Annotated in this window: 27 protein-coding genes; 15 read left to right on the forward strand and 12 right to left on the reverse strand. The window is 46.8% G+C overall.

Annotated elements, in window-relative coordinates:
- Positions 1-10: 10 nt before the first annotated feature.
- The 3 genes from FBQ74_RS18980 to FBQ74_RS13570 form a co-directional block, all read right to left on the reverse strand.
- Positions 11-250, reverse strand: a complete 240-nt coding sequence (locus tag FBQ74_RS18980; protein WP_168190673.1) for a hypothetical protein — start codon at positions 248-250, stop codon at positions 11-13.
- A gap of 66 nt (positions 251-316) precedes the next feature.
- Positions 317-499, reverse strand: a complete 183-nt coding sequence (locus FBQ74_RS13565; protein WP_139757168.1) for a hypothetical protein — start codon at positions 497-499, stop codon at positions 317-319.
- Positions 500-809: 310 nt separating this feature from the next.
- Positions 810-998, reverse strand: a complete 189-nt coding sequence (locus FBQ74_RS13570; RefSeq protein WP_139757169.1) for a hypothetical protein — start codon at positions 996-998, stop codon at positions 810-812.
- A gap of 394 nt (positions 999-1,392) precedes the next feature.
- On the opposite strand from FBQ74_RS13570, the gene FBQ74_RS13575 reads away from it, so the two are divergent.
- The 4 genes from FBQ74_RS13575 (at position 1,393) to FBQ74_RS13590 (ending at position 5,863) form a co-directional block, all read left to right on the forward strand.
- The gene (locus FBQ74_RS13575) at positions 1,393-2,031 is read left to right on the forward strand and encodes a tetratricopeptide repeat protein (RefSeq protein WP_139757170.1); all 639 of its coding nucleotides are present in this window, start codon (positions 1,393-1,395) and stop codon (positions 2,029-2,031) included.
- A gap of 153 nt (positions 2,032-2,184) precedes the next feature.
- Positions 2,185-4,410: a catalase/peroxidase HPI gene (gene katG / locus FBQ74_RS13580; protein WP_139757171.1), complete on the forward strand. Its 2,226-nt coding sequence runs from the start codon at positions 2,185-2,187 to the stop codon at positions 4,408-4,410.
- Positions 4,411-4,507: 97 nt separating this feature from the next.
- A complete protein-coding gene (locus FBQ74_RS13585; RefSeq protein WP_139757172.1) occupies positions 4,508-5,215 on the forward strand; it encodes an SGNH/GDSL hydrolase family protein in 708 nt (235 codons plus the stop codon).
- A 51-nt stretch (positions 5,216-5,266) separates the two neighbouring features.
- A complete protein-coding gene (locus tag FBQ74_RS13590; protein WP_139757173.1) occupies positions 5,267-5,863 on the forward strand; it encodes a YigZ family protein in 597 nt (198 codons plus the stop codon).
- A gap of 13 nt (positions 5,864-5,876) precedes the next feature.
- Here the strand turns inward: FBQ74_RS13590 and FBQ74_RS13595 are convergent, their stop codons facing one another.
- Positions 5,877-6,305 (reverse strand): organic hydroperoxide resistance protein, encoded by a 429-nt coding sequence (locus tag FBQ74_RS13595; protein WP_139757174.1) that lies wholly within the window; start codon positions 6,303-6,305, stop codon positions 5,877-5,879.
- A 102-nt stretch (positions 6,306-6,407) separates the two neighbouring features.
- Here FBQ74_RS13595 and FBQ74_RS13600 point away from each other — a divergent pair, with 102 nt between their 5' ends.
- From FBQ74_RS13600 to FBQ74_RS13635, 8 genes are all read left to right on the forward strand, one after another.
- Positions 6,408-6,857 carry a MarR family winged helix-turn-helix transcriptional regulator gene (locus FBQ74_RS13600; RefSeq protein ID WP_139757175.1) on the forward strand — a complete coding sequence of 150 codons (450 nt, stop codon included), beginning with the start codon at positions 6,408-6,410 and terminating at the stop codon, positions 6,855-6,857.
- A gap of 85 nt (positions 6,858-6,942) precedes the next feature.
- Entirely contained in the window at positions 6,943-7,578 is a 636-nt protein-coding gene (gene trhA / locus FBQ74_RS13605) for a PAQR family membrane homeostasis protein TrhA (RefSeq protein ID WP_139757176.1), read from the forward strand.
- 14 nt (positions 7,579-7,592) lie between these two features.
- Positions 7,593-8,117, forward strand: a complete 525-nt coding sequence (locus tag FBQ74_RS13610; RefSeq protein WP_139757177.1) for a protein-tyrosine phosphatase family protein — start codon at positions 7,593-7,595, stop codon at positions 8,115-8,117.
- Positions 8,118-8,336: 219 nt separating this feature from the next.
- A complete protein-coding gene (locus tag FBQ74_RS13615) occupies positions 8,337-9,959 on the forward strand; it encodes a right-handed parallel beta-helix repeat-containing protein (RefSeq protein ID WP_139757178.1) in 1,623 nt (540 codons plus the stop codon).
- Positions 9,956-10,393, forward strand: coding sequence for a hypothetical protein (locus FBQ74_RS13620; protein WP_139757179.1), 438 nt, complete (start codon positions 9,956-9,958; stop codon positions 10,391-10,393). The genes FBQ74_RS13615 and FBQ74_RS13620 overlap by 4 nt, the downstream gene beginning before the upstream one ends.
- Positions 10,394-10,450: 57 nt before the next feature.
- Positions 10,451-11,944 carry a lipopolysaccharide biosynthesis protein gene (locus FBQ74_RS13625; protein ID WP_139757180.1) on the forward strand — a complete coding sequence of 498 codons (1,494 nt, stop codon included), beginning with the start codon at positions 10,451-10,453 and terminating at the stop codon, positions 11,942-11,944.
- Between the two features lie 410 nt (positions 11,945-12,354).
- Positions 12,355-13,035, forward strand: coding sequence for a guanitoxin biosynthesis heme-dependent pre-guanitoxin N-hydroxylase GntA (gntA, locus tag FBQ74_RS13630; protein WP_139757181.1), 681 nt, complete (start codon positions 12,355-12,357; stop codon positions 13,033-13,035).
- A complete protein-coding gene (locus FBQ74_RS13635) occupies positions 13,028-13,603 on the forward strand; it encodes a DUF1989 domain-containing protein (protein WP_408641322.1) in 576 nt (191 codons plus the stop codon). The genes gntA and FBQ74_RS13635 overlap by 8 nt, the downstream gene beginning before the upstream one ends.
- 43 nt (positions 13,604-13,646) lie before the next feature.
- Here FBQ74_RS13635 and FBQ74_RS13640 read toward each other — a convergent pair whose 3' ends face one another.
- The 3 genes from FBQ74_RS13640 to FBQ74_RS13650 are packed head-to-tail and all read right to left on the reverse strand — an operon-like array spanning position 13,647 to position 16,173.
- Positions 13,647-14,450, reverse strand: a complete 804-nt coding sequence (locus FBQ74_RS13640; RefSeq protein WP_139757183.1) for a polysaccharide pyruvyl transferase family protein — start codon at positions 14,448-14,450, stop codon at positions 13,647-13,649.
- A 55-nt stretch (positions 14,451-14,505) separates the two neighbouring features.
- Positions 14,506-15,294, reverse strand: a complete 789-nt coding sequence (locus tag FBQ74_RS13645) for a Stf0 family sulfotransferase (protein ID WP_139757184.1) — start codon at positions 15,292-15,294, stop codon at positions 14,506-14,508.
- Positions 15,295-15,312: 18 nt separating this feature from the next.
- Entirely contained in the window at positions 15,313-16,173 is an 861-nt protein-coding gene (locus FBQ74_RS13650; protein WP_139757185.1) for a glycosyltransferase family 2 protein, read from the reverse strand.
- A 90-nt stretch (positions 16,174-16,263) separates the two neighbouring features.
- Between FBQ74_RS13650 and FBQ74_RS13655 the strand changes: the two genes are divergently transcribed.
- Positions 16,264-17,049 carry a sulfotransferase family 2 domain-containing protein gene (locus FBQ74_RS13655; protein ID WP_168190674.1) on the forward strand — a complete coding sequence of 262 codons (786 nt, stop codon included), beginning with the start codon at positions 16,264-16,266 and terminating at the stop codon, positions 17,047-17,049.
- A gap of 49 nt (positions 17,050-17,098) precedes the next feature.
- Here FBQ74_RS13655 and FBQ74_RS13660 read toward each other — a convergent pair whose 3' ends face one another.
- The 4 genes from FBQ74_RS13660 to FBQ74_RS13675 are packed head-to-tail and all read right to left on the reverse strand — an operon-like array spanning position 17,099 to position 21,716.
- Positions 17,099-18,082 (reverse strand): glycosyltransferase family protein, encoded by a 984-nt coding sequence (locus FBQ74_RS13660; protein WP_139757187.1) that lies wholly within the window; start codon positions 18,080-18,082, stop codon positions 17,099-17,101.
- Complete coding sequence (locus FBQ74_RS13665; protein ID WP_139757188.1) at positions 18,082-19,209, reverse strand: glycosyltransferase family 4 protein; 1,128 nt, start codon at positions 19,207-19,209, stop codon at positions 18,082-18,084. Before FBQ74_RS13665 ends, FBQ74_RS13660 begins: the two co-directional genes overlap by 1 nt.
- A 34-nt stretch (positions 19,210-19,243) precedes the next feature.
- Positions 19,244-20,566 carry an O-antigen ligase family protein gene (locus FBQ74_RS13670; RefSeq protein WP_139757189.1) on the reverse strand — a complete coding sequence of 441 codons (1,323 nt, stop codon included), beginning with the start codon at positions 20,564-20,566 and terminating at the stop codon, positions 19,244-19,246.
- Positions 20,550-21,716, reverse strand: a complete 1,167-nt coding sequence (locus FBQ74_RS13675; RefSeq protein ID WP_139757190.1) for a glycosyltransferase — start codon at positions 21,714-21,716, stop codon at positions 20,550-20,552. The genes FBQ74_RS13670 and FBQ74_RS13675 overlap by 17 nt, the downstream gene beginning before the upstream one ends.
- 752 nt (positions 21,717-22,468) lie before the next feature.
- Here FBQ74_RS13675 and FBQ74_RS13680 point away from each other — a divergent pair.
- On the forward strand, positions 22,469-23,830 hold the full coding sequence (locus tag FBQ74_RS13680) for a hypothetical protein (RefSeq protein ID WP_139757191.1): 1,362 nt from the start codon (positions 22,469-22,471) through the stop codon (positions 23,828-23,830).
- A gap of 1 nt (position 23,831) precedes the next feature.
- The gene (locus FBQ74_RS13685) at positions 23,832-24,221 is read left to right on the forward strand and encodes a 3-phosphoshikimate 1-carboxyvinyltransferase (RefSeq protein WP_139757192.1); all 390 of its coding nucleotides are present in this window, start codon (positions 23,832-23,834) and stop codon (positions 24,219-24,221) included.
- A gap of 25 nt (positions 24,222-24,246) precedes the next feature.
- Here FBQ74_RS13685 and FBQ74_RS13690 read toward each other — a convergent pair whose 3' ends face one another.
- Positions 24,247-24,966 carry a tyrosine-protein phosphatase gene (locus FBQ74_RS13690; RefSeq protein WP_139757193.1) on the reverse strand — a complete coding sequence of 240 codons (720 nt, stop codon included), beginning with the start codon at positions 24,964-24,966 and terminating at the stop codon, positions 24,247-24,249.
- Positions 24,967-24,972: the final 6 nt, after the last annotated feature.

Genomic DNA, 24,972 nt, shown 5'->3' on the forward strand with positions numbered 1-24,972 from the left:
ATAAACATCGTCACATTCGAATAAGAATACATAGTGACAGCGGAAAGAGTATAGTCGGGTGAGTGAGCAGCCACCAGCCAGAATAGTCGATATACCGGTAACGACGCTCTTTTCCGCTTCTCAGTGACTGACGAATCGTTGTTGGCGTTATTGAAAAAATAAAGGCGCCAAAAATAGTTAACTGGTTTAGTAACATACAAAGTGTGAATACTAAGACGCTGCCCAGCAGCACGTTTTTATATAACGACACCGTATTATTTTCATTTCCAGGTTAGCCTGGCTGCTTTAATTTTCTGTGCACCAGCCAGCAGATAAATCACCGTTCAATCTGCTTTTTTCTTATCAGGTAACCTAAAAAGATAATTAGCATCGCACTGATAAACCAGGGATTTGAAGAGATAGCAACACCTGCATTCACCCTGTCGAACACTGCGACAAAAAGACAGATTATTGCAGATAAGATGACGGTAATATCTAACATTACAGCTTTAGCAAACACGATTCCTCACATAAAGTTTTGTTGTTAGTTAAGAAAGAATCCGCTTTGAAAATAAGGCCTCGGCTCAGGTAGTAAGAAAAAGCATTATTAAACTTCACCAAGTGTATTTACTTTGTTTATAGCAACTCCGTAGAACAAACATGCTAACGACATAAACACTGATGTTACCAAAACGTGTGAAGGCGCTATGACGCCCAGAAACATCAGAAGTATTGTACAAATGACTGATATCGAAATTGAAAAACCTAACTTCTTTAGCATAACTCCACCTAAGCAACAGTGTGGGGTTCATCCCACACTGTTTAAACGTTTACGGATAACTGTACATTGCCAGACCTGATGAGATAATTGATGCTCCGAGCAGGATACCTGCACCGATTGGATTAGCTACTGCCAGCCCCATCCCGAGAAATGCCGTGGCAGCACCGACTGATACGCCCCACTCTGCAACACCGCCGCCAGCTACACTTTCGATTTCAGCCATGCTCATTTCTTTCATACTTAAGTTCCTTCTATAGTTTAAAAATATTGGCTTAATTTTGGATGCCTGTTTCGGTCAGACACAGTAATTGTAGTTAGTTGGTGCCAAAGAAATACTGGCCAAAGTATCGTTTTATCAACGGGTTTCACGCCAGGGGACGATGTAAGGAAGAGAAGTTTCGCGTGATATATCCCCTATAAAAAAGCCTGCTGGTTAAAGCAGGCTGAAGAAGAAATGCCAGGAACCACAAATTTACGATTAGATCAGTCGCGATTTGCGTCGACACACCAATGTTCTATAAGTGCGGCGCTGTACTTTCACCTGTACCTAAGTGTAGGAATAGCCCCAATAGTGGGTTAAGCCATTGATGCAATTCACGTATACTTACCGGTTACAGAATTATGGAGTCTTTATGCACCTGTTACGAACTACCGCGTTTACCGCTTCGCTTTCATTATCTGCCTGCGCATTGGCTCAGGAACCTACGCTGCTGGATGTTCAACACAGCTGGGCAAAAATAAACTATCAGACCGATGATGCTGACCAGCAGCTTTCGCAATACAAATCTCTGATAGAGGACGCTGACGCTTTGGTAGCAGCATCAGAAGACGATGCCGCTGCGCTAACCTGGCTGGGCATCTCGCAAGCCAGTGCTGCGCGGGCTAAAGGGGGTCTTGGTGCGCTTGATTTTGCTGAAGATGCAAAAGAAAATTTTGAGAAAGCTATAGCGATTGATCCGACGGTACTCGATGGCGCTGCGCTATTTAGTCTTGGGGCCCTGTACCATAAAGTCCCGGGCTGGCCAGTCAGCTTTGGTGATGATGATGAAGCAGAAGCGCTGTTCAAACGAGCGCTGGAGGTCAGCCCTGATGGGATGGACGCAAACTATTTTTACGCTGAGTTTTTGATTGATGAGGGTGAATACGCCGAGGCATACCAGTACCTGAATAAGGCGAAAAAAGCGTCACCTCGCCCGGATCGTCCCCTTGCGGATAAAGGCCGCCGGCAGGCTATCGACGCGCTACTTGAGAAAGTGGAAAAGGAGCGTTGATTGAGCGTTAAATGTCTGACATTCCAGTTCTCTGATTTTTCTCGAAAAATACGATTAACATAATCTAATTTCCTTATTTCCTTTTTTCGTCATTATCTACGATGCTTAATAAGCATCAACATGTTAAAGAAATAACATAAAGAGGAAACAATTATGTTAAAGCGCGCATTGACCGTGGCCGCTGCGGTCTCTATTGCACTTTCACCGGTAGCCATGGCCGCCGAACAGCAAATGCAGTCTAAGGAAGTGAGAAGTAACGCTTTCTGGTGGCCTGAACAACTGAATCTTGGGCCGCTGCGTGCCCATGGCCCTGAATCAAACCCTTACGGCGACGATTTTAATTATGCTGAAGCCTTCAATCAGCTTGACTTACAGGCGGTTAAAAAGGATATACGCGCAGTACTGACTGAGTCTCAGGATTGGTGGCCTGCCGACTATGGCCATTATGGCCCTTTCTTTATTCGCATGGCATGGCACGCGGCAGGAACCTATCGTGTTCACGATGGACGTGGCGGTGCTGGTGGTGGCCAACAACGCTTTGACCCGCTTAATAGCTGGCCGGACAATGCCAACCTCGATAAAGCCCGCCGACTGTTATGGCCGATAAAGCAAAAATATGGCCGTAGTATTTCCTGGGCCGACTTAATGGCGCTGACCGGTAACGTGGCACTTGAAGACATGGGCTTTAAAACCTTCGGGTATGCGGGTGGTCGCGTCGACGACTGGGAACCGGACCTGGTGTACTGGGGACCGGAAAGTAAGTTTCTGACAGATGAGCGTCGCGATAAAAAAGGTAAGCTTAAAGGCCCCCTTGCTGCTGTTGAAATGGGCCTGATCTATGTTAACCCGGAAGGTCCTCACGGTAAGCCTGACCCTATTGCGGCAGCGAACGACATCCGTATGTCATTCGGCAGAATGGCGATGAACGATGAAGAAATTGTTGCGCTGATTGCAGGCGGCCATACTTTTGGTAAAGCACACGGCGCTAAAAAAGCCGACTGTCTGGATAAAGAGCCTGCGGCTGCCGGTGTTGAAGAACAGGGTTTTGGCTGGAAAAACAAATGCGGTAAGGGCAATGCCGAGGATACGATGACCAGTGGTCTGGAGGGTGCCTGGACGGTGACTCCTACCAAGTGGACAACCAACTACCTGGATAATCTTTTCTCTTTTGAATGGAAACAGACTAAGAGCCCGGCAGGTGCAACACAGTGGATACCGAAGTCAGAATCTGCTGCCAACATGGTTCCCGATGCACACGATAAAACAAAACGTCATGCGCCCATCATGTTCACCACTGACCTGGCAATAAAAGAAGATCCGGCGTTCAGAGAAATCGCACTGCGCTTTAAGGAAAACCCTGAGGAGTTTGAAAAAGCATTTGCCAAAGCCTGGTTCAAGCTTAATCACCGCGACTTAGGACCCCGTGCACGTTATCTGGGTGATGAAGTGCCTGACGAAATTCTTAAGTGGCAGGATCCGATCCCTGAGGTCGACTATACCCTGATTAACGATAAGCAGATTGCTCAGCTTAAAAAGCAAATTCTGGATACTGGTCTGACAGTACCTGAGCTGGTAAGAACGGCCTGGGCTTCAGCAGCCAGTTATCGTGATACAGATATGCGTGGCGGCGCTAACGGTGCGCGGGTAAGACTGGCGCCTCAAAACAGCTGGCCGGTGAACAATCCTGACGAGTTGAGCAAGGTGCTGGCTGAGCTGGAAAAGGTTCAGAAAGACTTCAATGAGAACGCATCAGGCACGCAGGTGTCTTTGGCTGATACGATTGTGCTTGCCGGTGCCGCCGCTGTTGAAAAAGCTGCAAGCGATGCCGGTTATGATGTGACGGTTCCATTTAAACCTGGCCGCGCTGATGCGACAGCAGCAATGACCGACCAGAAGTCATTTGCCTATCTTGAGCCGAAAGCTGATGCGTTCAGAAATTATTATTCAGACGACGCCTGGAAGTCACCAGCAGAAATGATGGTAGAGCGTGCTGATCTTCTTTCTCTGACAGTACCTGAAATGACAGTGCTTCTTGGCGGCATGCGCAGCCTGAATGCCAACCATGGCGAAGAGCAGCATGGCGTTCTGACCACCACGCCGGGCCAACTGAACAATGCGTTCTTTGTTAACCTGCTGGATATGTCGACACTGTGGGAAAAATCGTCTGACGATGAGACCATTTATGTCGGTAAAGATCGTCAGTCAGGCAAACAAAAATGGACCGCGACCCCGGTTGACCTTATTTTCGGGTCAAACTCTGAGTTGCGTGCTATTGCAGAAGTTTACGCATCAGACAACGCTAAGCAGAAATTCGTTGATGATTTTGTCAGCGCATGGACAAAGGTCATGACGAACGATCGCTTCGACCTTAAGTCGTAAAAGCTTCACCACCATTGTAAAGCCGCTCACTTGAGCGGCTTTTTCTTTTACGATTAATTGGTTACAGTGACGTGCTACTCACATGGATATTTATTGTATGCGCCGATTAATAACCTGCCTGCTTTTTGTCACATTACCGCTATGCGTTCAGGCCGCAGAGAAAACCGAAAAACTTCTGTTTATCGGAAACAGCTTTACCTTTTTCAATGGCGGTATTGAACATCACGCCAGCCAGCTTGCTCGTTATGCCAGGCAAAGCGCAAACCCACTGGCGTTTCGTAATGCATTTGGTGGTGAGACATTGCAGGGGCATATACAGCGTCGCAATACCCCCGACATTATCAACATGCAGCCATGGAACCATGTCATTATTCAGGGCTACAGCAATGAACCGCTTACTGATTACAAGCGATTTGAAAATGCAGCCAAAACACTGTCTGAAATGGCTGCCAACCAGGGCGCGCAATCGCACCTTCTTATCACCTGGGCTTACCGAAACCGGCCAGTGATGATTGAAAAACTACAAGACGCTTATTTAAAAGCCGCCCGTCACCTGGGCAATGATGCCATCCCCGCAGGACCGGCATTTGCGCTGGCACTTGAACGCCGCCCATCGCTTAACCTGTATAGTGATAACAAACATCCTAACCTGGCGGGCACATATCTGGCTGCGTGTGTTGTTTACCAGTGGTTATTTGATAAGCCTGCTACGCAAAGTCAGTACACCGCGGGCTTACCGGCTGAACTTGCTACATTTTTGCAAACTGTGGCGCAGGATACGGTTATTGCTTTTCGTGACAAATGACGACCAGCCCGAACGTGCGTCTTTTGCGCTTGAACGGTATAATAACGCGCTATGCCATATTTGATTCCTGAGTCACCCCATCATACCCGGTATGAAGTTAAGAAAAGCCAGTTCACTGGATACGCTGCACCGGCATCGAGCCGCGAGCAGGCGATGGACTTTCTTGCTGCGTTAAGACAACAGTATCCGGATGCCCGGCACCATTGCTGGGCCTATCTGCTGGGGCCGCCAGCGGCGCCTGTTAGCGTGGCGATGAATGATGATGGCGAGCCCAGTGGCACGGCGGGCAAACCAATATTAAACGTACTTCAGCATAATAATGTTGGCGATGTCGTTATCGTGGTGGTTCGCTATTTCGGTGGGATAAAGCTGGGCGCAGGAGGGTTAGTCAGAGCCTACTCAGCGGCCGCGCAGATGACACTGGAATCACTACCTACCCGACAATTAGTTAAACAGACAACACTAAAAGTTGAAACTGACTTTCGGCATGAGCAGTTTGTGCGTCATTATGTTGAACAGCATCAGGGGGACATACTGCAAACACACTACCAGCAACATGTAGTGATTGAGCTTTCATTGCCCGATGAGAGCATTGATGAGCTATTTTCACTGGCTGGTAGTATGGGGTTTACGGTTCGCTCTGACTAGGTCAGCATGATGTTTACGCCAGCGTTAACTCAACTTCGATATTACCACGGGTCGCATTTGAATACGGGCAAACCTCATGAGCCTGTTCCACCAGCTTTTGGGCATCCGCTTTAGGCATATCCCCTAAATCTACGGTTAAGGTTACCGCAATAGCAAAACCTTTCTCGATAGGGCCAATGGCAACATCGCCTTTAACCGAAATGTTATCTTCCAGTTTGATCTTCTGTGCACCGGCAACATGCCTCAGTGCGCCGATAAAGCACGCAGAATAGCCTGCGGCGAACAGCTGCTCAGGATTGGTGCCAGCCCCATCATCGCCGCCCAGCGCCTTTGGTACTGACAAATCTGTTTTCAGGCGACCATCGCTGGATTCCGCACTACCATCTCTTCCACCTGTTGCAGTCGCTGTGCCTGTGTATATTACGCTGTCTAACTTATGCATGATTATCTCCTGCTGTTAATTTACTTTGCATGCAAACTAAATTATCAAATTATGGGTTGCTGTTCAAGTATTTTGTATGCAAAATATTCAACGAGGTGAAATATGAATAATCCACTCGCGTTGAAAAACCAGTTATGTCACCGGTTTTATACATTATCTAACGCATTTAATCGGGCTTACCGACCGCTATTAAGCAAGCTGGATGTAACCTATCCGCAATATATTGTTTTGCTTAGTCTGTGGGAGGAAGACGCCGTAAGCATTTCCAGACTGGTCGAGCATACCCGTGTCGACAGTGGCGCCATGAGCCTGATCCTCAAAAAGCTTGAGAAGAAAGGGTTTATAACCTTCACATTTAACGACAGTGACCGCCGAAGTCGTATCGTGACACTGACCGATTTTGGCAGGGAAAAAAAAGCGGAAGCAGCGTCGATACCGCATCAAATGCGGTGCAACTTACACAATATTTCTGACGAAGAAGCCATCATGCTGGTCGGCTTGCTGGATAAATTAACCAGCGAGCTTGATGAAACATTATGCTCGGCTGAATAACAAATTTATCATTCAACTCATCGAATTTGATCCGTTTAGCGTATAATGTTCAGTGAACACTTGTACGCTAAAAGGTGCCTGTAAGATGTCGTCAGTACCCTCCCCGGCTTACTCTGCAAAAGAAGAATGGATTAACAGCCTCAGTCATGGTGTCGGTCTCGTTGCCGCTATTGTAGGGCTGGTATTTATCCTGTTACGAGCGCAGGATCCCCTCGCTATTACTGTATCTGCTGTTTATGGCAGTACGCTGATACTGATGTTTTTAAGCTCTACTCTGTATCACGCTATTACCCATCAACGCGCTAAAGGCTGGTTGAAGCTGTTCGACCACAGTGCCATCTATCTGCTTATTGCAGGAACTTATACGCCCCTGTTGCTGGTTTCGGTAGGCGGATGGCTGGGCATAACAATGACCGTGCTAGTCTGGGTACTCGCGCTGGGTGGCGTGATGTTTAAGCTTATTGCTCAGCATCGTTTTCCGCGAATTTCAGTGGCGACTTATCTACTGCTTGGTTGGATAGCGCTGGGGATAATTTATCCATTATATATGGCGCTTCCCGGAGCAGGTCTGTGGCTGATAGTCGCCGGCGGCCTGTGCTTTAGCATCGGGGTTATCTTCTATGTAGCAAAAAAGGTAAAATATACACACGCCATCTGGCACATGTTTGTTATCGGTGGCTGTAGCTGTCATTATTTTTCCATTTATTACTACGTTGTTTGAAGGGTTAACGCGGTATGGAGCAACCTGAAACCTATCAGGATACACGCAGCACGAATGGTGCAAACGAACTTCGCTGGTTCAGAACCAGCGTTGGCCGGATTGGTCTTGGTCCACGGCCCGATGATGCACTTATGCAGGCACTTAAGACCGATGGTGTATCGCATATCGCTACCGTACAAACCTCGGATGAACAAGCCCACGCTATAAAAGGACTCTGTGAGACATTTGATACGCAATGGGTGTGGCTGCCAATAGAGAATATTCGTGATAGCTCGAAAGCGGAAGTAGCAATGCTGCAAAAATATCTTGCAGAATTACGACAAATTCTTACACAGGGAGGTAGCGTCTACCTGCACTGCGATAAATCCCGTTACCGCTGCCGACTCATGTTTTATGCGCTTTGTCACCATCTCAAAATGCCTTCTTCCAGCGCATACCCTGCCATGCATTCTTTTTCTGCAGACGGTGCAAACCGTATTGCCCGAGAAGATTTATACTGGGCCGCGGACCTGGGTGCGTCTGTAAAATACCAGGCCTGACCCCACATGCGGAAGACCTTGTAATTAAGCAGGTCGCGCTTTTGCATACTATTTGCTTTCTTAATAATTGCTTTTTGGTATTCGTGCGCACTTGCTTTGTTTATGTCGGGCCTGCCTGCTATTAGCATCTGCTCGCATCATGCGTAATCTGATACCTCACCCCTGCGGCATTTAAGCGCAGCAATTTTCTTTTCCGCTTCAATTCAAGGATATCGGCATATGTTGTTACATCGCGCGAAACGGTTGTCACGCCTGATTATCGGTCTATCTCTCATCGCCACTCCGACTGCAACTAGCTTTGCAGCGACATCATCGACACAACAAATGTTTGTGGCAGGTCAGCCAGGTACTGCAGCCCTCAGGCAGATGGATGAGCAGATGACCCTCAGTGATATTGAAGCTTTGGTTGTGTCGTTAAAAAACGACAAACAATATAAACGTATGCTGCAGAAAATGCAGGCTGATGAAACATTAGCCGCCGCTAAAATCTTATCGGCACTTCAAGACACAGGAACATTATATGATGTCACCACAACGCTGATTCAGCAGAATGCTGCTGATGCTCAGCAACTAGTTCGTGCCGCGATGCTGCTTTTCCCCGTTGATCGTTACGCACTTTACCATGCGCTGCTGGCTGACAGTTCGCTGTCTGCCAGTCAAATTAAATCATGGGCCTCGTCCACCGGTGTCCTGACCAACAAATTATATGCGGATGAGGCTTTTGATAGCGCCGGTATTGCTATTGAGCCGCTGATAGAGTCACTTAGCATCAGTATTGTCGGGCAATCCGCAGACACGCGGGCGTCGGTTTATTACCGGCGCTCCAGTCAATCCAACGGTGAGTGGCAGCGTGGCAAAGATCTACAGTGGGAACCGGTAACCGCGAACCTCACCGGTCCGCTGGTATATCTTGAGCCCGATACTGCTTATGAACTGAAAATCAGACTTGAGCAAGCGGATGGTAGTGCTCAAACGGTAACGCGCCAAACCGCAACCCGCGCTGAAACACCACCGATAGATCCCGATAAAGTTTACCAGCTCAGCGATATCTATAACGGTGGAACGCTGGACCTTGAAGCATTGGGCATAGAGGGTAAACCAGGTGCCTGGGCAAAAATAGTTGGTAATCCAACGCTGCCAATTGTTGCCCCCGACGGCAACAAGCATGCTATTGATATTGGTAACAACAGCTATGTTTATTTTGAAAACATTACTGTGAAAGGCGGCAGAACACATAGTGTTTATGCTGAAAAGGCGCATCATATATGGATAAATCAGTGTGATATCTCTGACTGGGGGCGCTCACCTAATATTCTAAAAAATGGTGTTGCCTACGAATTAGAGGATGCGCAGCCTATAAACTATGACTCAGCCATTTACCTTCGCCAAACAGGTGTGGTTACGGTGGAAAACTGTCATGTCCATGATCCTAATGCACTGGCTAACGACTGGCGGTATGGTCACCCAAAAGGTCCGAATGCTTTTTTCGCTCATGCAAATCACCCCAACCCCGAGTTTAAAGGGCAGGTAATTTTAAGAAACAATGTTTTTGAAGGGAAACCAGAGCACCGCTTCAACGATGTTGTAGAAGGTCGCAAAAATGGTGAGCCTTTAGGTGGCTTTGTCAGAGACTCTGCCATTTATGGCAATACTTTCAGATATGCTAATGATGATGGCATTGAGATCGATGGTGGCCAGTACAATGTGCTGGTTTACAACAATGAAATATCTCACAGCTATACGGGAGTGAGTGCTATCCCCACCCGTGTTGGTCCGGCCTTCATCTTTAATAACTATATTCACGATTGGGAGATCAAACTGGCAAACAGTGGGCTGCTGTGAAACTGGGCGGATTGTTTGCCGGTGCATTCGGGAAAAGCCATATTTATCATAACCTGATAACAGTAGGTCGAAATGGTATTGCGGCGTCGCGCTTTCAGGAAGATAACACCTTCTATACCCATGCTCAGAACAATATCGTTATCACACAAAAAGACGCCAACATGGTAGGCCTTAATGTGTATGACCCTCAGCAGTTCGGGCAAACCCGCTATGTGAACAATTATTTTTTCAATACAAAAAAAGGCGAACCTAAAATGGAAGGAACCATCACGGTGCCATACGCGTATCCTTCTGAGGTGAATACAAAAAATGCAGAAAACTGGGCGGATAGCGCTGGTCAGGTGATGTTTCCTGCTAACGACACGTATTACATCCCCAATTTCACTCTGAAAAACGCTCAACAGGATGCGTATATCAACGGGGTGGTAAATTAAGGCAGGCTTTGTGCTTGTCTTCGGCATATTTTTTAAACATGGAATGTAACGCAGTACATGTCATTAAAAGCTAAATCTTTAGCGGGCGCCTTTTTCAATTTGTCAGCCAACGGCTTTGCGCAAATTGTTAACTTCGTTGTTTACGCTATCATGGCCCGGATCCTCGAAGTTGAGGCGTTCGGGCTTGTTGCCATCTGTCTGATGGTCGTAGAGTTTTGTAATTTATTTGTCACCGTCGGCATTAGCCAGAACCTCATTCAACGCAAAGACTGGGATAATCAGTTTGCCAGCCTGTCGTTCTGGGTATTAATGGGAGTCTCTGGCGCCATTGCGACGCTGATTTTTGTTGTTGCTGTTCCCATTGCCTGGTACACCTATTCTGAACTCGCCGCTCAATTAATTGCCGCGCTGGCCATTGTGCCTATTGCTAATGGTTTCAGGCTGGTACACAAAGCCAAACTTGAGCGCAATTTTGAAAATAAAAAGCTGGCGGTTTACGACACTATTGGCGTGCTTATCGGCGGCATCGTATCGGTTGTCACCGCCCTGGATGGCTTCGGCGCCTGGGCAATTATCTTTGGCAAAATCGTTCAGGCAGTGGTATCGACTGTTCTGACTTGCGTGCGTTCAGATTTCAAACCTGAAAAGGTCACCGATAAATCTCATTTACCGGAAATAATCACATTTGCTAAACCCCTTATTGCGATGTCTTTTGTTAACTTTTTCTCGCAAAAGGCGTCGAATATCATCATTGCCTTTTTCCTTGGTGCATCAACCTTCGCGTTCGCGTCAGTCGCCAGGCAGGGGGTTTCGGTAATCAATAACCTCACCTTTCAGCCACTGAACCGGATTGCGCTGGCCGGACTTTCTCGGGTAAGTACTGATAACCTCAGCCACACCTTTGGCCGAATGGTGGGCATGACTGCCATTTTTGTATCGCCGGTCTATTTTGGTGTAGGTGCAATCGCTCACCCGTTTGTTGAACTGGTGTTTGGTGATAAATGGACCACCAGCGCGTATCTGCTATCCATACTGGCAATTATGGCCCCTACTCAGGTTATGGCTTATTACCTGCCAAACCTGCTGATCTCCAGAGGCATGCCGCATCAAGCTTTCAAACTGAATATGATAAACCTGGTAGTGAATATGGCTCTGCCGCTCATGGCTGTGCCCTGGGGACTGTACGGCGTTATTGTTGCTTTGGTCATTGCTAACTACATCACACTGTTTCTGAAATTCGCACTGGTTAAAAAACACCTTGGTATCGGTATAAAGGATGCGTTGGCCAATACCTGGATGTTCTCAATGGCCTCGGTAGTGATGTACGGTGTGGTTTTATACCTTGAACGCTTTAATATTTACGGACTCGATAACATTTTTGTCAATATCGCTGCACTTGTTGTCACTGGCGCCGCTATCTATGCGGGCATATTATTGCTTTTCTTCCGTCGTAAGAGCTTCAAAGTAATGGCAGAACTTAAGCGCTCAAAAAGCCAGAAAGCGGTTAAAAAGAAAGTACCGCCTCAGGAATCCGGCACAGCTGAGCGCTGATCATCTGGTGCACTGGCTAACACTGCCCGCCCTCTCGGGCAGTTATTCCCTTTCGCTTTTTGCAAAGAATCGACGGGTAAGAGCTTCACAATTAAGACTCACTTTTTCAAACATAACCTTTAACTTACATAGAAAAGTTCAAAAAATTAAATCAAAAACAGATAGTTAAGATAAAAATCAAGAGTGGCACGATAGATGCTTGGTTAGTGTATATATTTTAGAATTGCCAGTCCATGGAGACAGACAATGGAAACCTTATGTGCACTTGCTTTTGCTTATCAGTGCGTTCTTATTCTTCGCCGTACTCAGTTTGCCGGAATTGCGATGCGGGCGCCGGCGTAATAAGCATATTTCCAGTCTAATGTTGTATCTCACCTTTCTTTTTTCCTGGCATCATCAGAGACGACATTATGCAAACTTATCTTCCTCAGCAGGAAGAGAACCTCAAAGCATTTATCGCGCAAAAAGGTTTTCCCTGCGTTGGTGCTAAAACAGCACTTCACAAAGAACAAATTCATCATCATCACTTTGGTCCCCTGCACGATACTTCAGATAACCTGGACATATTAGATGCCATCTATCGCTTTATCGAAGGCTTTAACCTTCAAGATGATATGTTTTCTTCTTTTGTCTGTACGTTCGAGGGACCGTGGGATCATAGCGAGCGACAATACGAACGCCTGTTATGGGAAAAACTTCAGCAGCTTTATGATATCGACAGCAAGTTACACGGGTGGGACAACCATGTAAGTAACGACCCGGACCATGCTGATTTTAGCTTTAGTCTTGGTGGACATGCATTTTTTATTGTCTGTCTGAATCCAGCGAGCCGTCGTAAAAGCCGAAGATATGACTCACCGGCCATAGTGTTCAATCTGCATCAACAGTTTGATCAGCTGCGCACGGAAGGAAAGTTTGAAGACTTTCGTGACCATATTCGAAAAAGAGACACTGTTTTTAGTGGTGGCGATAATCCAATGCTGGATAATCATGGTAGTGATTCTGAAGCTAAACAATACAGCGGGCGACAGTTAGAAGAAAACTGGCAGTGTCCGTTTCATACGAATCAGGAGCAACAAAATAATGGATAAAATCGCACCGCGTAGCGGCACCGCATTCGAATTAAAAGCCGGACAGCAGTTAAAGGTCATTGACCCAGAGGGCGAGCAGGTCGCTGATTTGTACGCGTTCAACAGCAGTAATCACAACGAATATTTATCATCAGGCCGTTCTCTGGACTACAACGAAAGCGTGAATTTTGGTAAAGGCTCAAAGCTATACTCTAACGATAGCCGTGAAATGTTCGAGATTGTTGAAGATACTGTAGAGGACCATGACTTTCTGCTCACCCCGTGTAGTAAGGCAACGTTCCGCCATTTTTACCCTGATGAGGAACCTGTACCGGGTTGTCACGGTAATCTGGCGAAAGCATTTTCAGCATATGGAATCCCTGAGCATCTTATTAATACAACCTTTAATACATTTATGAACGTAGCCATAGATGAAAACGGGAAGCTATCTGTACTGCCACCTAAAAGTAAGGCCGGTGACTTCACCGTGTTTGAGGCCAAAATGGATATGATTGTCGGTTTGACCGCCTGCTCTGCCGGCGAGTCGAATAACTTCAGCTATAAACCGATTTGCTACGAAATTTTATAGATATTAAAAAGGGTGCTAACGCACCCTGTTTTGTATTGCTGTCTCATACGCCCCATAAATCGAACGGGAATGCCTGATAAAGCTTTCTGGCTATGGGAGTAAAATCAGGTGGTCTGGGGATATCGATCTTTAACCCTTCCTCGACTGAGCTTACTTTGGGAATATCCTTTCTACCAGTCCCCTGATAATAGTCTTCGTACTTAAACATAGACTCACCGCTATTAGAGTCCAGAAACACTGCCGGAATGCCATACGCTTCAGCGATAATCACCCCATGTAACGAGCTTGAAATCACACGTTTACTGTTCACAATGGATTCGATAAACGAGCCAGGGTATTGCATCGGTGTAACCAGTGCGTCTTCATGCCCTTCATAATGTGACATGTCATCGTTCATATGATTAATAACGATATACTCTCTGGCTTCGCCCTTTTGCATCAGCGACTTAGGGTAAAAATACGGTAGTAAAATAGCCGGATCACCGTAAACGGCTGGTACATCAATACCACGGTTCATCAGATATTCTCGGGTTAACGGCCCTCTGACCGCACGAACATCTAATTGCTTGAAGCGGTTGACCTTATCGTCCATTTTTTTGTTAAGGCCGGTGCCCCAGATAGTATCTCCGGTATTAGCAAAGTGCAGGACGGAACCGACACTTACCAGCTTATTGTCGTGGCTGAGTTTGTCCGTAATCATCTTGCCTTTCATTGCTATTATTCTGTTTACCAGATCGTATGCAACGAAATCGCCGATATTCGGCCGGGGATCCTTTTTCGACTGCCACCAGAAAATCAACGACTTCTCTTTGGCATATTTTTGCTTCTCGGCCCATTTATAAAACATCTGTTGTCCTTTATTACTTATATCTGGTGACGGCTTAGCGCGGATTGTCAGCGCGCTATAAAAACCGCTTTTTCAAACGGCGGAAAATGCTTTCCCGGTTAAATCGCAGCAGTTCATCATTAACGTTAAACTCGCGCATAAACTGCTCAGTCCATGCTTTGTTTATTGTATCGCTTTGCTTCTTGGTGACAGGCGCTGTTGGAATTCGGCGACTATCGACCTCGATGTGCATCATATCTGCGATACGTAAAATCGTATTTGCGGTGTTGCTTTTCACATCGTTGAAGTTCAGGTCCATGTATTTAGCGCCACTGGCACTCAATGTGTATTTCCAGGAACTGTTCTCAAACAAAATTCTGCGCAGACCGTTATCAATATCTTCAAAGCGATATTCCGGCTGTTTCTGCTTTTCTTGTTTTGAGATCCAGGCCCCTGTTTGTTTTGCCACGGCCAGTGATACTGCCTGTGACATCACATCCTGACGGGTCAGCAATACAAAATGTGGATTGGGAAACATCGACTGAACCCGACTAAATCCACCCAGTGTTTCAAGGTGGCAGTAATGTAATTTGATTCCGAACACCCCATTGGGCGAAGTACGACGGTGCATAAGTTGTTGCATCACTTCTGCAGTATCAGACGTTCCAAATTTTTTCTTCCACTGATTCAGGTTTTTGGTATTGGCATATTCCAGCGGAAATCCAAATGCGCCAGTTTCGTGAAGCGCATGGCCAAGCATGTGACTTCCTGATCGCACAGTAGAGGCGATAATCAACGTTTTCTTGGTTTCTGTCTGGTTAGGGTAGTCATGCTCGTCGGCAAACTGATCTTCGTACAATTCCATGTTTGTCTCTTCGCTAAGTTAGGCGCGCTGACGCACTTTTTTAAGAGATACGGCGGCAATATGCTCCATCGTCACCCGCAACCCGGCTAATCTTATTGACTGCATTATCCAGCGGGCTTTCTGCTGCTTTAACGGCAGATAAACCAGTAATTGAGCGGCTACACGTTTGCGGTAATTTTCCTCGCCCAAAAAAGCCCGGTGTTTATCTGCAGAGCGTAATCTGACGATAGCCTGTTCAGGCGTCATTCTGGCAACTTTAGCGCCGATACCGTCCATATTCATAAAGCGGTACATAAATATTGCCCTGGGTATATTCACCAGCTTATAACCCTTTTGCAGGAGCCGGACATACATATCCCAGTCCTGTCCGTTTGGTAGTGACTCGTCGAACCGTTCTTTTATGGCGAGGTCGCGGCGTATACTGAACCCGCTCATCCCACAATATTGATTGCCTGTACGAAGAACATCGGCCTGTACTGTTTCATCGGGTTGAACAAACACCTCATCTTCTTTCCCCAGGTTCTGATAGCCACTCACAACAGCATCAGCGCCTTCTTCGTAAGCTCGAACATGTTCCAGCAAATAGTCGGGCATCCAGATATCATCATCATCCAAAAAGGCAATAATATCGCCTTTGGCCGTATCTACACCGATGTTGCGCGCCTTATTAGCGCCTGAAGAGGTATCGAGGGGTTTGTAGATAAAATTGCTATGATGAGAAAATGCTTCGATAACCTGTTCATATGGCAAGGAAGATGCATCATTCACCACAATAACTTCCAGTGGCTTTACAATTTGAGCATAAACGCCATCCAGCGCTTCTTTCAGTTCATTCGGTCGATTAAAAGTCGTAATGACAACGCTGACTGTATAGCTCATAGATTCCCTGTGAAGTAAAAAATAAAACGCGTATTTGGTTAAGGAAATTCCATAGAATTTCTTTGATGTAGATGAACAGGAGCAAGAATCGTGCAAGAAATCTTAAAGCAGCAATCGGAAAAATATTTATCGAGGTATCCGAAGATATTTTTCTGCCATGTACCTAAGTGTGCGGGCGTATCTTTATCTAAGGCCATTTATGCGTCTGTCTATCCTAGCGTGCTTAAAGCCACTAAGTTTGCAGGCCATATCGATCTGAAAAGTAGTCGGGTCAGTGCGCAGTTATTGGATATTGATATGATGACTGCAAGAGAGTGTCAGCTGATTTCTCACCTGGACGCTTCCAGTATGCTGTATACCAATGGTCACTGCATTGCACGTCCTTCTGTAGTCAGTAAATATTCCCAGAAGTGGCACTTTCTTACGATACTTCGCGACCCTGTTGACCGCTTTATTTCTGAGTTTGTATATAACCGTTATAAAGAATCCGAGTGGCTGAAACATGATCAGGATATAGAGCAGTATGTTGACTCTGATAAGGGCATCAGCGCGGGATTAACGTACGCAAGATATTTTTCCGGTATAAATGATAGCCAGCAGATTCTGGCCAATCCTGACGCAGCTGTTGAAGCGGCTGTAGCTAATTTAAGACGATTTGCGGTAGCTGGCACACTTGATGACATGCCAGCCTGGATAAATCAGTTCAACCAGCGCTTTAATACAAAGATTAATATCGACAGCAAAAATAAGAGCCCGAATCAGGGTGCGTCTTCTGACATAACCGCTAACAGTGATGTTATGAGCCGGATAGCGCAGCTATGCGAGATTGACTCACAGATTTATCAGCAGCTAAAAGCAATTAAACCTGCCGCTTAGCTAGCTACCTAAAGAGACAGGCCATCACGTCGGATGGCCTGTTGGAATATTAAAGAACTTTTCGCCAGGACAGCTGGACTTCACGATCGCCATACTTTTGCATCGCCTGTTCAATCACAATGTCGGCGCTTGTGTAGGATAATGCTGGCAACTGAGTATCAAGGTGCGCTGCATTCAGCACCTGTACAAATGAAAACTCCGCTGCCTTAGCGCGGCCAAACTCTGAATCGAAACACAAAACATTCGCCCCGAGGCTCAGCGCCATATAAAACGTGCCGGATGAAATCATCGCTCCATCTTCATGAGGGATAATGACATAGCGAGCACCTGCAACCGCCTTTTCCAGGTCATCCTGTTCGATAAATGCGTTATGCCAGGTCACATCAAGGTTACGCTGAGAAATTATCTCATTGAGTAACCGGGTATGCGCTTCATCGGAACACTTACCCATGATCGTTAATGACTGAGATACCGGCCAAGCCCTAAGCAACTTATCCAGACGCTTATAGGGTTTGATTACACCAAAGTACAGATAATCAATTGTCCGCGGTCGCCCTCTTGTTTGTTCGATAACGGTACTTAGTGCAGCATCCGGTTGATACAGCGGATGGCGTACAACCTGGCCAGAGATAGCATTTACGGGCTCCAGCGTTACCGTTTGATGCGCAACCTTATTAAGTAACCAGACCGTGACTCTGAACAGGAGATTCTCCCGCGCCAGGTTATGTGGCTTGAAATTATGTCTTAGCCAGATAATACGATGGCTGAACAGGCGCATTGCCATAATGCTGATGAAAAAGCTGAAAATAAATAGTATACGCCGTAGTCCTTTCAGGCCTTTTCTGAAGGGCTGGTCTTCATACCAGTTAAGTACTACTGTGTTTTTTTCTCGCTTACCCAGGTTTGCTGACGAGAATAATGCTTTAAGTGGCTCAATGTGAAAGCCCTGCCTGGCATAGACCTCTTTGGTACGTTCAATAAAACCATTGTTATGCTCAAACGGGTAAAGGTAAAGCGAACGGTATGTACTCATCAGTTCGCCCTGCGTGTTGTCACGCCAGTTGTACCGGTCAGGCTATTCACAACATCATAAGTCTCTACCGCAATATTGTCCCAGTTAAACGTTTCCAGAAAGCGTCCCTGATCTATCTGCAGGTTTAAAGATTCAAGCTGAGTAAATTTAGTGGCCAGATGGTCAGTGTCCCCTACCTTGAAATAACAGTCCTCTGGCAAGCCGATATCAGTATTTGGAGTGATATCGCTAAGTACCACCTGAGTACCTGCTGCAATTGCTTCAAGGGCAACTATGGGAAGCCCTTCGTGGTACGAAGGCAGACAGAAAACCCGTGCAAACTTGTATAGCGCGTGCAATTCGTCCCCACTGCGCCGCCCGGCAATCATGATATTCGGCGAAGCCTGTTCCAATAATGCCCGGGAATAAGCATCTTCATGATCTGCGCTTCCTACCACGACAAGTTTCAAGTCTGAATTACTTTTTCGGTAAGCCTCAACCAAATCATGAAACCCTTTTTCCGGGACCAGTCTGCCCACAGTCAATATGTATTCCCCCGGCAAAATGTCCAGGTCTCGGGGCAACTTGTCAGCGGAAAGGTTGGCATCGACACCTGTTAATGCCCCGTTGGGAACATAGCAAATTTTTCTGGCGTGTCGCGGATGTGCCTGTTGCAATCGCGCTGTCAGAGATTTACCCACGACGACGGTTTTATTAGCAAACCGGATACCCAGCGACTCACCGGTTTTCAGCAGGCTTTTAGCAAATGAATTCCATTTTTGTCTGTCATAGTCGGCGCCGTGATGTGTCACCAGCACTTTCATACCCAATAACCTGGCTAACGGTGTGAACAGCGCCGGTCCGATAGCGTGAAGATGAAGGACATCAGGTTTTACCACAAAACGGGCATAAATTATGGCCAGAAATGTGTGCAGAAACGTTTCGAAAAATTTGTGTTTAAGCGTCCAGACCGAGCGAAGCTTAACGCCTTCAAATTCTTTATTCCGGCTGTCTACGTAGGGCGAGCGACAAATAACAGTGATGTCTGCCCCCTCTTTAACCATGCGCGGGTATAACTGCTGACAGTGTGACTCAATCCCTCCCATTACATTAGGAATACCGCGAAGTCCAACAGCACAAAGCTTCATATTTCTCTCCAGTAACAGCTACCTACGCAGCCAGTTATACTCTTACAAAACGACTTAAAAAGGCGGGAACGTGAGTTTCATCTGCACTGAGCAGGCGCACAGGCGCAAGTGTGTTACCAATCAAAATGGCATACAGAATTAAGCCTTCTATGTTCCACAATGGCATGGTGGCGAAGCACATGATCAGAAATCCCACCATGGATGAACAAAGCATTAACGAGTAACGCCTGTTCTTAATGCGTAGCGATTGCTTTAAGAAGCCTGTGACTGCAAGCAGGAAGCACAATAAACCGAATGCACCGTATTCAAACAAAAACGACACATACGTGTTATGGGCGTACTTGGGGAAGCGGCCACTCCAGGACTCCGGCCCCCACCCCACTAGCTGATGAATCCAGTCACCCTGCCAGTAGGTGTAGATATACTGGCTCCAGATATAAACCCGGGCAGAGAAAATGTCTTTTTCTGCTTCGGAGTAATACATAGGGGCCTTCATAAGCTCGTCCAGCGATCCCAGGAAGACAAATACATCCGCAAAACGGTCCTGCATTGAATATGACAGAAGTAAAAACGCCAGTCCCATGCCAAAAAAGGCAGCAATCAAAAACACTGCCTTATAACGCGGAGCAATACGCGCTTCCATTGAGTTAAACGCAAAAATCGCCGCGAGAGGTAAAATGGCCAACACTGAGGTACGGTAATTGGCAATCACGAGTAAGATACAGCCTAAGCCAAATAAAAAAGTTCTGAACCGGATATAGCCTGCTGAAATCAGCCCTACCACCAGCGTAAAACTGGCGATAATCATAGAAAAGGCGGCTTCGTGGTTATACCCGCCAATATAACTGGTAGAACCATCAGCTTCGGTCGCTTTGGCCTCGCCTAAAAGAATCGACATGATCTGTAAACTGACCGGCAGAAAGAATGCTACCAGCAGTTTTCGCAACACCTCGTCTTTGCCCACTTTCCTGACTGCCATAAAAATTGCACCGGTGACAGTTAGAAAGAACATCCACTTAACCATGACGTTGATGAGACCTACCACAGCACCGTTGAGCACACCGCTGAGGATAATACTGGCGAAAAACAGGTAGATAAGTCCCAGCTTTTGCAGGGTCAAAAAGTTACGGGGCAACAGAAGCAATCCCATGCCGGCAATACCGATAGAAGAAAGCGCGTTGATTGAGAACCCGGCTATCAGCGGCTCGTAAGTTATGTCATGAAATGCTGACAGGAAAAATCTTAACCATAATGCGACAACTGCAAATGCAAGATACTTGTTGCATCGCCGTGAAATCGCACCATATACCAGATAAGCGCTGATTAGTCCGAATACCAGCTTAACCAGCAGGAACATAAACCGTATCCTCAGCGCCTGGGGTTAAATCCAGACAAGTCATCATTTTCTGACGAAAAATCTCATTACTGAAAGCCTGTGCGCGCTCTGTGCTTTTTGCCGAGTAACGAGCTAGTTCTGTCGGCGCGTTCAAAAAGTCCATAGCATCGGCAACAGCCTTAGCGTCATTCACCGGGCAAAGACAGCCATACTGAGAAGGCGTAAACTGCTCAATATGTAGTGGATACTCACCTGACAGAATCTCAGCAGGGCCGGATTCACAATTTGTTGCAACAACAGCCTTACCCAGGCACATAGCTTCGACAATCGCGTTTGGAAACCCTTCGGCATTAGAAGTAGAAACAAAATACCGTGCCTGCTTAATATACGGATAAGGATTCGATTTAAAACCCGGAAAGTGTACCCGTTCGCTAAGCCCAAGCCGGGAAACCTGCTCTTTAAGGGCAGCTTCCTGATCACCCTGCCCGAGGATAACTAAATCTTCGGGCACATCACTCTTTGCGTAGGCATCAATCAAAAGCCTGAAATTTTTGTTTTTTACAAGGCGGCCGGTGCCAATTATGTAAGCATTCTGAGGCAAGTCGTCCACAGGTTTATCAGCCAGCTCATGAATCGCATCAATATCATAGGGGTTATACACTGTCTGAACCCGATCTTCCTTCACATTAAAGTGCTCAACTAAATCGGCCTTAACCCCTTCTGAAACAGCCATTACCCGATGGGCTCTGGGATAAGTCGCTTTTACCATTACTTTACTGATGGTGTCTTTCAGGCCACCGGGGAAGTGACTACTTGTGTTAACGCGTTCACTAATAACGGCCTGATAGCCTAATTGGTGAGATAACACGACGTTCAGCATATTACTGCGGGTCAGAAAGCTTAAGCACAGTGAGGGAGACAACTGTTTGAGCAATGGCTTCAGCTGACGGTATCCCTGTACCAGGCTCCCTTCGGTATTGAGCGTAATCTTATTTACATAATCCGGACACTCATGCGCCTCGGCAAGTGCATCAAGTAAAACCAGATGAACATGAATCTGGTGCTGCGTAAAATACGGCTCCATGATGCTAAGAAGCTTGCACATAACCCGCTCAGCACCACCTCCCTCAAGAGAGTTGATAATAAAAGCGATACTGTTATGTCGATTCATTGTGAATTCCTCAAGCTATAACCGTTAATGCATATCAGACCGCTTCAGATTGCCACAGGCATCTGATAACCATCTATCGCGACATCCTTGATTTTACCGACAGCAGGATCGTTCAAAATACGTGCTGTTGGGGCCCATTGCTAATATGACTGTTCATCACTTGATTCATCTTTTATGCCAACTGGCAGATTACCGCCAATCCCATGGCATGAAAGCACGCATTGGTATTTTATTTACTCAGCACTTCACAGTAAGTATCTGGTTATTTCCTAATTAGAGTGATATGCGCAGTCTGGGTTATGCGGGTATTATCAATAAGTACTGTTGAAGCCGTGTTTAGGCCCATGCTTTAGTCTTACTGACTGTATCTATCAGGCAACATTTTCAATAAGTGTGTAATTTTCTTTCTTTTTCATATAGTTCTCTTCCTTCTTCCATCACATATACCTGTCGCCACATACCGTCACCTGGCGCACATACTTACCTGAAAATGCCAGAATGAAAGTACAGCAGCGCTATGCCTGCCTATACATAAGACATGGCTGGATCTTTGCTAGAACAATCTGATCCTTTGTTCAAACACAATGAGTAACAAGCGAGTGAACAAAAGCGGACTATTGGTCCAGCACACGGACTATAGATACATAGCGTGACCGGAACAGCATTTTTCGAGCCGGATATTTCGCCACAGATAATGAGGAGTAAGAACAATTACGGCGAGAACACACCTTTTAGCTGCGCTAACATTGCATATGCCAGGTCGCTATTACCTGGGGGCATTTCTGCTGGTGCTGTTGTGGCTTCCGCTTCCATTAGGCTCTGCAACCACATCAGGTTGGCTGGCGGTAAGTCTGATTGTGGTGGCGCTAACCGCGTTGTATATCCGTCAGTTCTCCTCCAGCGCACTCCCCGTGATTCGGCAGAACCGTTTAATTTTTGCTTGCTGGTTTGTTCTTATCATCTGGCACATTCTGTTGCTGATCCCCTTGCCCGAAAGCCTGATTGAAGCTATCCGACCACAGCGAAACTTTCTTGCCTTCAGCGAACATAATGATTGGCTGGCACTTACCTATAGCACGACGGACACGCTAATATCGTTGCTGAGAGTGGTGACTTATACAGGCCTGTTCACACTGGCATTATTGCTTTTCCGGTCTGCCCGGCGCCTTAAAATATTGCTTCGATGCTTATTGGCAGTCGGACTTTTCCAAACCCTATATGCAGCGCTTCCGGTCTTTTTTGCAATGCAAAGCAGTCTGATTCTGGACCTGCCCGTCAAAGACGGCGCAAGTGGTACTTTATTGCGAGGCGTCTCTTACGGGCATTTACTATTGATTGCCTTATGCGCCGTACTTGGGTTACTTATCATCCGTATCAAGCCATCGGCAACGGGCAATCTGCGCCAGCGTATCAGGCGCATCGTTAACTATTTTTTTGGTCGTAAGGCGGTTTTACGCATTGCCACCCTATTACTTTATGGGGGCCTGGTTATGGCCGCTCAGGCTGAGGTTATCTGGGCGACAGTTATCGCGACAGTATTTGCAGTGGTGACAGGGTTTATTCTGTTTTCACCCCGCCCGAAGTTATTCAGTACATTTATGCTTAGTCTGCTTTGCGCCAATGTGCTGATGATACTGGCAGCCTCCTATCTGGCTGACCGCGCGCTAGTACTTGATGAGCCTCCCTACGTAACACTGGAGGATCGGCAGTGGTCGCCCGCCACGCCAGGCGTGGCCGATCATCTTATCCTTGGCGCCGGACCGGGCACCGCTAAGGATATCGAGGCTGACGAACTGCCACTACCGGTTTCAGGTGTAATACCCGTGGGAGAAACAGATGTGACGCAATTTTTGGCTGAATACGGCGTGCCAGCAAGCCTGATATTTGTTGCACTGTTTATGGTGAGTCTGGGTAATGCCGTAATTGCAATGGCACGCCGTCGACACCTTGTTTTTCGTGCAACGGCATTAAGCTGTGCTGGCGCACTGGCCGGAACGGCATATCTTGCAATCGTATCCACCTCCCTGCAAACCCCGACTGTCATGGCATACGTTGCTGTGCTGATGGCTGTTTCGCTGGTATGCTTGCAGTGTCGTAAATATCAAAAGGCATGATGTGTACAAAATTAAGCATTCCGGTGCGCAATTACCGGCTGTGCAACGGCTGTTATCAAAGATGCCACAGGACGTTGCTGACAGCTTTACTGAAGAGCAGCTTGAAAGCCTGGCGCAAAGCATTGGCACTGCACGCTGGAAAACACACAAGTTAGACTGGCGTGTAACCATCAAGTTATGGCGACACCGGTATTATCTGGTATTACTGGCCGGACGTAATCGACGCCAGCCTTCCCGGTTACATCAAACTATCGGGAAGACCTGGCTGGCGTTGATGATTTGTATTTTTCTTACAATATCCGTGCTGTTGGGGCTGGTATGTTTGTATGTGCTGAAGTCTGCTCTGGGCATCAACCTTTTCGAGACATTTTCGCTGGGCATCTGGCACTGAACAGCCAGTTGATTAAACGTTTGGGTTACTCACTCATTACAATTTTTCGTGGCATTTGCACGAACAACTGCTCTGCTTTCTCAGCTGAGTGCAGCGCAGTGACACGCTTATAGGCATCACCCATTTCGTTAGGTCTGCGTTTGGTATCATGCGTATCAGATGCAACCAGATCTATCTGATTATTTTCCAGCATAGACTCGGCAATCCGCTGTACATGGTCTCCGAATCGGCCGGTGAATGCACCGGCAGTGACCTGCAGTAAACAGCCCTGGTTTCTGAGCCACTGTATCTTCTCTGGCTGCTTCCAGATATCTCTGTTTCGCTCAGGATGAGGCACTAATGGCTGCACGCCTGCATTTCGTAACCAGCGAAAAAGCTGGTCGAGCCCGGCCGGCATATTACTGTGAGGCATTTCAAGAAGTAAAACCTGCTTGCTATCCAGAGTACCCAGATAAGGCAGTTTGTCTTCTTTAAACCAGATTGGCACCATCTCATTAATACGAATTTCGCCGGCCCATGACAAAGCCAGCTTAATACCGGCTTTGTCAACTTCGTTTACCAGTTCATCGAAACCCTGTTTGATGACAGGCTTAGTATTGTCAAACGTCCCCCAGTGCATGTGGGGCGTACAGACTAAGTGCGTGACACCAGCATCAACAGTTTGCCTGGCCATATCCAGGGCCATTTCCATTGTTCTGGCGCCATCATCTATGCCGGGAATGATATGACTGTGTACGTCGATCATAGACAT

It is taken from the genome of Salinimonas iocasae (genome assembly GCF_006228385.1).
In the GTDB taxonomy this organism is placed as follows: domain Bacteria; phylum Pseudomonadota; class Gammaproteobacteria; order Enterobacterales; family Alteromonadaceae; genus Alteromonas; species Alteromonas iocasae.

What these genes read in the sequence shown, in the direction of transcription:
- FBQ74_RS13665 (WP_139757188.1), bottom strand. Translation starts at nt 19,209, where the DNA reads ATGAAGCTTTGTGCTGTTGGACTTCGCGGTATTCCTAATGTAATGGGA.
- FBQ74_RS13660 (WP_139757187.1), bottom strand. Translation starts at nt 18,082, where the DNA reads ATGAGTACATACCGTTCGCTTTACCTTTACCCGTTTGAGCATAACAAT.
- FBQ74_RS13595 (WP_139757174.1), bottom strand. Translation starts at nt 6,305, where the DNA reads ATGCATAAGTTAGACAGCGTAATATACACAGGCACAGCGACTGCAACA.
- FBQ74_RS13650 (WP_139757185.1), bottom strand. Translation starts at nt 16,173, where the DNA reads ATGAGCTATACAGTCAGCGTTGTCATTACGACTTTTAATCGACCGAAT.
- FBQ74_RS13575 (WP_139757170.1), top strand. Translation starts at nt 1,393, where the DNA reads ATGCACCTGTTACGAACTACCGCGTTTACCGCTTCGCTTTCATTATCT.
- katG (WP_139757171.1), top strand. Translation starts at nt 2,185, where the DNA reads ATGTTAAAGCGCGCATTGACCGTGGCCGCTGCGGTCTCTATTGCACTT.
- FBQ74_RS13590 (WP_139757173.1), top strand. Translation starts at nt 5,267, where the DNA reads ATGCCATATTTGATTCCTGAGTCACCCCATCATACCCGGTATGAAGTT.
- FBQ74_RS13585 (WP_139757172.1), top strand. Translation starts at nt 4,508, where the DNA reads ATGCGCCGATTAATAACCTGCCTGCTTTTTGTCACATTACCGCTATGC.
- FBQ74_RS13645 (WP_139757184.1), bottom strand. Translation starts at nt 15,294, where the DNA reads ATGGAATTGTACGAAGATCAGTTTGCCGACGAGCATGACTACCCTAAC.
- FBQ74_RS13610 (WP_139757177.1), top strand. Translation starts at nt 7,593, where the DNA reads ATGGAGCAACCTGAAACCTATCAGGATACACGCAGCACGAATGGTGCA.
- FBQ74_RS13670 (WP_139757189.1), bottom strand. Translation starts at nt 20,566, where the DNA reads ATGTTCCTGCTGGTTAAGCTGGTATTCGGACTAATCAGCGCTTATCTG.
- FBQ74_RS13640 (WP_139757183.1), bottom strand. Translation starts at nt 14,450, where the DNA reads ATGTTTTATAAATGGGCCGAGAAGCAAAAATATGCCAAAGAGAAGTCG.
- FBQ74_RS13635 (WP_408641322.1), top strand. Translation starts at nt 13,028, where the DNA reads ATGGATAAAATCGCACCGCGTAGCGGCACCGCATTCGAATTAAAAGCC.
- trhA (WP_139757176.1), top strand. Translation starts at nt 6,943, where the DNA reads ATGTCGTCAGTACCCTCCCCGGCTTACTCTGCAAAAGAAGAATGGATT.
- FBQ74_RS13570 (WP_139757169.1), bottom strand. Translation starts at nt 998, where the DNA reads ATGAAAGAAATGAGCATGGCTGAAATCGAAAGTGTAGCTGGCGGCGGT.
- FBQ74_RS13675 (WP_139757190.1), bottom strand. Translation starts at nt 21,716, where the DNA reads ATGAATCGACATAACAGTATCGCTTTTATTATCAACTCTCTTGAGGGA.
- FBQ74_RS13600 (WP_139757175.1), top strand. Translation starts at nt 6,408, where the DNA reads ATGAATAATCCACTCGCGTTGAAAAACCAGTTATGTCACCGGTTTTAT.
- FBQ74_RS13625 (WP_139757180.1), top strand. Translation starts at nt 10,451, where the DNA reads ATGTCATTAAAAGCTAAATCTTTAGCGGGCGCCTTTTTCAATTTGTCA.
- FBQ74_RS13615 (WP_139757178.1), top strand. Translation starts at nt 8,337, where the DNA reads ATGTTGTTACATCGCGCGAAACGGTTGTCACGCCTGATTATCGGTCTA.
- FBQ74_RS13690 (WP_139757193.1), bottom strand. Translation starts at nt 24,966, where the DNA reads ATGATCGACGTACACAGTCATATCATTCCCGGCATAGATGATGGCGCC.
- FBQ74_RS13680 (WP_139757191.1), top strand. Translation starts at nt 22,469, where the DNA reads ATGCCAGGTCGCTATTACCTGGGGGCATTTCTGCTGGTGCTGTTGTGG.
- gntA (WP_139757181.1), top strand. Translation starts at nt 12,355, where the DNA reads ATGCAAACTTATCTTCCTCAGCAGGAAGAGAACCTCAAAGCATTTATC.